Origin of the sequence: Achromobacter sp. 2789STDY5608615 (genome assembly GCF_001298995.1) — a bacterium.
GTDB classification, from domain to species: Bacteria; Pseudomonadota; Gammaproteobacteria; order Burkholderiales; family Burkholderiaceae_B; genus Achromobacter; species Achromobacter insuavis.
In genome coordinates this window covers 69193-76709 of sequence record NZ_CYTY01000033.1, presented here as the reverse complement: position 1 = coordinate 76709, position 7517 = coordinate 69193, and the positions used below count along the sequence as shown (strand labels likewise).

The 7517-nt window shown below is 68.5% G+C and carries 7 protein-coding genes and 1 pseudogene; all 8 read left to right on the top strand.

The genetic code is table 11. The features are described from left to right. A pseudogene (locus tag AOZ49_RS31950) lies at positions 1 to 213 on the top strand (anti-sigma factor domain-containing protein); the annotation flags it as partial. 154 nt (positions 214 to 367) lie between these two features. Next, positions 368 to 721 (top strand): hypothetical protein, encoded by a 354-nt coding sequence (locus AOZ49_RS23985; protein ID WP_054478148.1) that lies wholly within the window; start codon positions 368 to 370, stop codon positions 719 to 721. A 288-nt stretch (positions 722 to 1009) separates the two neighbouring features. After that, on the top strand, positions 1010 to 1978 hold the full coding sequence (locus tag AOZ49_RS23980; RefSeq protein WP_054429735.1) for a LysR family transcriptional regulator: 969 nt from the start codon (positions 1010 to 1012) through the stop codon (positions 1976 to 1978). Further along, positions 1975 to 3450 carry a flavin-containing monooxygenase gene (locus AOZ49_RS23975; RefSeq protein WP_054429736.1) on the top strand — a complete coding sequence of 492 codons (1476 nt, stop codon included), beginning with the start codon at positions 1975 to 1977 and terminating at the stop codon, positions 3448 to 3450. The genes AOZ49_RS23980 and AOZ49_RS23975 overlap by 4 nt, the downstream gene beginning before the upstream one ends. Beyond that, on the top strand, positions 3447 to 4421 hold the full coding sequence (locus AOZ49_RS23970) for an ABC transporter permease (protein ID WP_054415963.1): 975 nt from the start codon (positions 3447 to 3449) through the stop codon (positions 4419 to 4421). The genes AOZ49_RS23975 and AOZ49_RS23970 overlap by 4 nt, the downstream gene beginning before the upstream one ends. Positions 4422 to 4450: 29 nt before the next feature. Further along, positions 4451 to 5353 carry an ABC transporter permease gene (locus AOZ49_RS23965; RefSeq protein WP_054429737.1) on the top strand — a complete coding sequence of 301 codons (903 nt, stop codon included), beginning with the start codon at positions 4451 to 4453 and terminating at the stop codon, positions 5351 to 5353. Next, positions 5350 to 6372: an ABC transporter ATP-binding protein gene (locus AOZ49_RS23960; RefSeq protein ID WP_054478146.1), complete on the top strand. Its 1023-nt coding sequence runs from the start codon at positions 5350 to 5352 to the stop codon at positions 6370 to 6372. Before AOZ49_RS23965 ends, AOZ49_RS23960 begins: the two co-directional genes overlap by 4 nt. Then, positions 6369 to 7517, top strand: a complete 1149-nt coding sequence (locus AOZ49_RS23955) for an ABC transporter ATP-binding protein (RefSeq protein ID WP_231690428.1) — start codon at positions 6369 to 6371, stop codon at positions 7515 to 7517. Before AOZ49_RS23960 ends, AOZ49_RS23955 begins: the two co-directional genes overlap by 4 nt.

The following is a 7517-nucleotide window of genomic DNA, read 5'->3' as shown; positions in this document are numbered from 1 at the left end:
TGGAGTTCTGGACCAAGGCCGACAGCTGGGCCGGCCCGGTGTCGCTGGGCCTGGTCAAGCCGGGCGAACCCGTGCGCATCCCGCTGGACAAGCTGCCCCCCGCTGGAACCCAACCAGTTGTTTGAATTGACGCTGGAGCCGGCCACCGGCTCGCCCATCGGCAAACCGACCGGCCCGATCCAGTTCATCGGCCGAGCGGTAAAGGTGATGTAATTCCGGCGCTATCGTACCGGCGGACTGACCTCTTGCGGAACGGACCGCGCTTGACCTTCGAATCCGCGGTGCAGTTTCAGGGTTTTCCTGTGTATTTGGTGGCCATGCGCTTTGATAGGCTGACCGTGCGTTACACACGATAGAGGGGTATGCCATGGCAACCCGCGTCAAGCTCCTGTACTTCAAACCCACAAGCGTTCGTGCGCGCCTCTGGCCCGTTGGCATCGCCCTGAAATGGACGCTTGGCCTGATACCACCGCCGCAGTCCGTCACCATGGGCCAGGTCCAATACGGGATGATCAGGCAATCAGAATTCACGTTCTGGGTCTTCGCCCTCCGAGTCGCACTCATGGGTGAAGCGATCATTGTGACCAGGAACGGACAGTGGGATCCCGCAGGCACCGTCGACAGCTGCGGCGTTCATGCCTTCGGTCGAAACTTCGAGCTGCTGCCTGCCCCCACAGAGGCCAATGCGCCGTTGGGCAAAGCAGACGTGCTCAAGAGTTGAGAAAGACTGTTCGAGCCATGCGAGCCTGCTCCATTTCGCCGGAGGCTTTATCCACGGCGCCGGCAGCATGTCGGATCAGTATGCGGGCGAGACGCCAACGAGAAATCCCCCAAAAGTCCCCCGCTTGCGACGGCTGACCCACGGGTAATCCCGTAAGTCATTGAAATAACGCGAAGTAATGAAAGGGCATAAGGAAATCCCGATTAGGGAATTTGCTTATGCCCTTTAATTATTTGCCGAGCGCATACTCGATACGCAAGAATTCGTCCTTGGCATAAAGCAAGACAGATGGAACTTCGTCAACTCGAGGCCTTCGCGGCCGTCATGTCCACGGGCAGCGTCACCGCTGCCGGGCGTCTGCTTGGCCGCTCGCAACCCGCGATCAGCCGCCTGCTGCAGGAACTGGAGGCCGAGATCGGCTATGCCCTGTTCGCCCGCAGCGGGCCGCGCGTGACGCCGACCGAGCAGGGCTTCCTGCTCTACGACGACGTCGAACGCGCCTTGTCCAGCCTGCGCCAGATCCGCGACCGGGCCGAGGAAATCGCCCGCGGCCAGACCCAGCCGCTGCTGCTGGCGGCCACCTCGGCGCTGGCCGCCGGGCTGGTGCCGGACGCGCTCAAGCGCATCGAGCCGCACGCCAACCTCGCCCCCCGCATCGAATTGCGCAGCGCCTCGCCCGAGCGCGTGGTGCACGCCGTCCTGAGCGGCGCGGCGCAACTGGGCGCGACCAGCCTGCCGCTGGAGCATCGCGGCCTGACCGTGCACTGGATCGGCCAGGCGCCCTGTGTGGTGGCGCTGCCCGAAAACGATCCGGCCGCGCGCCATGAGGTGGTGCCAGTGGCCGAGCTGGCCGGGCGCCGCGTCATCACCATGGCCAATCCCTACCGTCTGCGCCGCCGGCTGGACGCGGCGCTGGGCCATGCCGCCGGCGCCATCGAAACCAATTCGTCCGTCAACGCCCTGGCCGCCGTGCGCGCCGGCCTGGGCGTGTCGGTGCTGGAACCCATTACCGCCTACGGCGCGCCGATGGCGGGCGTGGCGATCCGCCCGATCGACCTGGACATTCCCTTTTTCTTCGGGGTCATCACCTCGCAGTCGCAGCCCCTGACGCCGGCCTGCCAGGCCATGGCCGATGCCCTGGCGCAGGCCGCCGCGCAGCTGCTGCCCGGCTTCGTGCTGCACGACGCCTGCCAGCACGGCGCGCTGCTGCAGTCGATCTACGGCGATGACGCCCCTCTTACGGATACGCCCGCATGAACCAACCCCTCGCTCCCGCCCCGCAAGGCCTGGCCGCGCTGGAAGCGCGCCTGCGCCAGGATTTGTCCTGGCTGGAAATCCCCGCCAAGCCCTGGGTCACGCCGCGCCTGGTCGACGGCCAGCCGGTGCTGGACGTGGCCATCATCGGCGGCGGCATGGCCGGTCTGGCCGCGGCGGCCTCGCTGACGCACCTGGGCATCATCGCGCCGATCTTCGACCAGTCGCCCGAAGGCTATGAAGGCCCGTGGGCCACCACCGCGCGCATGGAAACCCTGCGCTCGCCCAAGCAGTTGACGGGTCCGGCGCTGGGCCTGCCCGCCCTGACCTTCCGCGCCTGGTTCGAGGCGCAGTTCGGCGGCGAAGCCTGGGACGCGCTGGACAAGATCCCGCGCCTGCAGTGGATGGACTACCTGCGCTGGTACCGCCGCGTGCTGAACCTGGACGTGCGCAACCAGCACCGCGTGCTGGCCGTGCTGCCGCGCGCCGACCAGCTGGTGCAGCTGGACATCGAATCGCCCGCCGGCCGCCAGACCGTGCTGGCGCGCCGCGTGGTGCTGGCCACCGGCCGCGACGGCCTGGGCGGCGCCTACGTACCGGACTTCGCGCGCAAGCTGCCGCGCAACCGCTGGGCCCACTCGTCGGACGTGCTGGACTACGCCACCCTGGCCGGCAAGCGCGTCGGCGTGGTGGGCGCGGGCGCGTCGGCCATGGACAGCGCCGCCACCGCCCTGGAAGCGGGCGCGGCCAGCGTCGACCTGCTGATCCGCCGCAACGACATCCCGCGCATCAACAAGGGCAAGGGCGCCGGCAACCCCGGCCTGACCCACGGCCACCTGAACCTGCCCGACGACTGGAAGTGGAAGATCCGCCACTACATCAACGCCGCCCAGGTGCCGCCGCCGCGCGGCAGCACGCTGCGCGTGTCGCGCCACCCGAACGCCCGCTTCAACCTGGGCTGTGGCGTGCAGGACCTGGCGCTGGTGGATGACGCAATCCGCGTCACCACGCCCAAGGGCGTCTTCACGCTGGACTTCCTGGTGTTCTCGACCGGCTTCCGCATCGACTGGACCGTGCGTCCGGAATTCGCCGCGCTGGCGCCGCACGTGCGCGCCTGGGGCGACCGCTACACCCCCGCCGCTGGCGAGCAAGACCAGGAACTGCATGACTCGCCCGACCTGGGCGCGGCCTTCGAGCTGCAGGAAAAAACCCCGGGCGCCTGTCCCGGCCTGGACCGGGTGCACTGCTTCTCGTACCCGGCCGCGCTGACGCACGGCACCGTGTCGGGCGACATCCCGGCCATCAGCGAAGGCGCCAAGCGCCTGGCGCAAGGCATCGCCGGCCTGTTCTACCGCGAGGACGTGGCGACGCACTACGCCAACATGGAAGCGTTCGCGGAACCCGAGGTGTTCGGCGACGAATGGACGCCGGCCCCGGCGCCCGGCGCGGCCCGGCAAGCGGAGACCGCGCAATGACCGGCTGGCTGCTCCGCCGCGTGGCGCAAGCCGCGGTGGTCGTGTTCCTGATGACGCTGATCGTCTTCGTCGGGCTGCACGCCATCGGCAACCCCGTCGACATCCTGATCGGCCAGGACGTCGACCAGGTCGACCGCGCCCGCATCATCGCCGAACTGGGGCTGGACAAGCCCCTGTGGCAACAGTACCTGGGCTTTCTGAACGGGGCGCTGCACGGCAACCTGGGCAACAGCTTCGTCTACAACATCCCCGCCGTCGAACTGGTGATCCAGCGCCTGCCGGCGACCCTCGAACTGGCCATCGCCGCGCTGCTGCTGGCGGTGATCATCGGGCTGCCGCTGGGCCTGCTGGCCGGGCTGTATCCCGACAGCCGCTTCTCCAAGCTGGTGATGGCGGGCAGCATCGTCGGCTTTTCGCTGCCGACCTTCTGGGTCGCGCTGATGCTGATCATGACCTTCAGCGTGTCGCTGGGCTGGCTGCCGGCCAGCGGCCGCGGCCAGACGGTGGAATTCCTGGGCTTCCAGTGGTCGTGGCTGACGGCCGACGGCTGGCGCCACCTGATCCTGCCGGCGCTGAACCTGTCGCTGTTCAAGATCTCGCTGGTGATCCGCCTGACCCGCGCCGGCGTGCGCGACGTGATGCCGCTGGACTTCGTCAAGTTCGCCCGCGCCAAGGGCCTGTCGCCGTTCCGGGTGGTCTGTGTGCACGTGCTGCGCAACACCATGATCCCGCTGGTGACGGTGCTGGGCCTGGAGCTGGGCTCGACCATCGCCTTCGCCGTCATCACCGAAAGCATCTTCGCCTGGCCCGGCGCCGGCAAGCTGATCCTGGACAGCCTGAACGCGCTGGACCGCCCGGTGATCGTGGCCTACCTGATCGTGGTGGTGTGCCTGTTCGTGACGCTCAACCTGATCGTCGACATCCTGTACAAAGTGCTGGACCCGCGGGTGCGGCTGGAGGCCTCGGCATGAGCGCTCCGAACACTCCCCAGGCAAATGCCATGCAAACCGCCGCCCCTGCGCTCAAGCGCGAATCGCCCTGGCGCCGCAACCTGCTGGAATTCCTGTCGTCCAAGACGGCGGTGTTCGGGCTGGTGATCGCCACCCTGCTGATCCTGGCCGCCATCCTGGCGCCGTGGATCTCGCCGCAGAACCCCTACGACCTGCTGCAGATCGACGTGCTGGACGCGCGCCTGGCGCCGGGCACGATGAACGGCCTGAACACCTTCCACTACTGGCTCGGCACCGACGGCCAGGGCCGCGACCTGCTGTCGGGCATCCTGTACGGCCTGCGCATCAGCCTGATGGTGGGCGTGGGCTCGGCGCTGATCGCCGGCATCATCGGCACGCTGCTGGGCCTGCTGGCGGCGTATGCCGGCGGCAAGGTCGATGCGCTGATCATGCGGCTGGTCGACCTGATCCTGTCGTTCCCGTCGATTCTGGTGGCCATGATGATCCTGGCTTACCTGGGCAAGGGCGTGGGCAACGTGGTGCTGACGCTGGTGATCCTGGAATGGGCCTACTACGCCCGCACCGCGCGCGGCCAGGCCCTGGTCGAGCGTCGCCGCGAGTACGTCGAGGCGGCGCGCTGCCTGGACATCCCCAACTGGCGGATCATGCTCAAGCACATCCTGCCCAACTGCCTGCCGCCGCTGATCGTCATCGGCACCCTGCAGATCGCGCGCGCCATCACGCTCGAAGCCACGCTGAGCTTCCTGGGCCTGGGCGTGCCCGTGACCGAACCGTCGCTGGGGCTGCTGATCTCCAACGGCTTCCAATACATGCTGTCCGGCGAATACTGGATCAGTTTCTACCCCGGCATCGCGCTGCTGGTCACCATCGTCGCCATCAACCTGGTGGGCGACCGCCTGCGCGACGTGCTGAACCCGAGGACCCACAAATGAGCGCCGCCCGTCCCGTCGCGGCGCCGGCCGCCGCCAACGTGCCGACCCTGGAAGTGCGCAACCTGCGCACCCACTTCTTCACCCGCGCCGGCACCCTGCCCGCCGTGGACGACGTGTCCTTCACGCTGGAGCGCGGCAAGATCCTGGGCCTGGTCGGCGAGTCCGGCTCGGGCAAATCCGTCACCGGCTTTTCGATCATGGGCCTGGTGGACGCCCCCGGCCGCGTGGTCGGCGGCCAGGTGCTGTTCCAGGGCCGCGACCTGACCCAGCTGGCCCCGCGCGAGCTGCGCAAGCTGCAGGGCAACCGCATCGCCATGATCTTCCAGGATCCGATGATGACGTTGAACCCGGTGCTGCGGGTCGACGTGCAGATGATCGAAACGGTGCGCGCCCACAACAACATGAGCAAGTCGCAGGCGCGCGAGCTGGCCCGCGACACGCTCGGCATGATGGGCATTCCCAGCCCGGAAGAACGGCTGCTGGCGTATCCGCACCAGTTGTCCGGCGGCATGCGCCAGCGCGTGGCGATCGCCATCGCCATGCTGCACCGGCCCGACCTCATCATCGCCGACGAGCCGACCACGGCGCTGGACGTCACCATCCAGGCGCAGATCCTGTCCGAAGTGCAGAAGCTGGCGCAGCAACACGGCACCAGCCTCATCTGGATCACCCACGACCTGTCGGTGGTGGCGGGCCTGGCCGACGACGTGGCGGTGATGTACGCCGGCCGCATCGTCGAACACGGCAAGGTCGACGACGTGCTCGATCGTCCGCAGCATCCCTACACGGTGGGCCTGATCGACAGCCTGCCCAGCAACAACCAGCGCGGCCAACGCCTGCGCCAGATTCCCGGCATGACACCCAACCTGCTCACCCTGCCCGCCGGCTGTGCCTTCGCGGCGCGCTGTTCGCGCGCCACGGCGCAATGCGGCCAGCAGCCCGCCATCACCGACGTGCTGCCCGGCCATCAGGTGCGCTGCTTTCATCCGTCGCGCCAACTGGGCGAGGTGACGGCATGAGCCAGACGACGATTCCGGACACCCGCGACGGCGCCAACGCGGCGCCGCCTTCGGGCATTGCAACCGGCGATGGCGCGCACGCCGCTGCCCATCCCGCCGCGCTCGACGCCGGGGCCGGAGACGCCGCCGCGCGCACGGCCGGCAACGCCACCCCGCTCATCGACCTGCGCCAGGTCAGCAAGCGCTTTGGCGAACGCCCCGTCGGCGCCGCCAGCCGCGCCTTGCAGCGCCTGGGCCTGTCCAAGCCGCCCGCCATCACCCGCGCCGTCGATCATGTGGACCTGGTGGTGCGCCCCGGCGAAGTGGTCGGCCTGGTCGGCGAGTCCGGCTGCGGCAAGTCCACGCTGGGCCGCATCGCGGCCGGCCTGCTGACGCCGTCCGGCGGCGAGGTGCTGATCAACGGCCTGCGCCCCGCCGACATGACGCCGGCCCAGGCCCACGCCGCGCGCCTGAAGGTGCAGATGATCTTCCAGGACCCGTACGCCAGCCTGAACCCGCGCCTGCGCGTGGACGAGATCGTCGGCGAGGCCGCGCGCATCCACGGCCTGGTCGGCAACGGCGACTTCGACGACTACGTCAGCGCCCAGCTGCAACGCGCCGGCCTCGACCCGGCCCTGCGCCAGCGCTATCCGCACCAGTTCAGCGGCGGCCAGCGCCAGCGCATCGGCATCGCCCGCGCCCTGGCGGTGCAGCCGTCGATGCTGGTGTGCGACGAGGCCGTGGCCGCGCTGGACGTGTCGATCCAGGCGCAGATCCTGAATCTGTTCATGGACCTGCGCGAACAGCTCAACCTGACGTACCTGTTCATCAGCCACGACCTGGGCGTGGTCGAGCACCTGTCGGACCGCGTGGTCATCATGTACCTGGGCCGCGTGGTCGAGACGGCGCCGGTGGACGAGGTCTTCCGCCGCCCCAACCATCCGTACACCCAGGCGCTGCTGGCCGAGATCCCCAACCTGAAATCGCGCCACAAGACCTTCACCGCCATCAAGGGAGAGATTCCCAGCCCGCTGAACCCGCCCGGCGGCTGCCACTTCCACCCGCGCTGTCCGCATGCGATGGCGCGCTGCAAAACCGAGGTTCCCACCCTGAAGGGAATCGCCATCAACCACCTGAGCGCCTGTCACCTGAACGACATGGCCTGA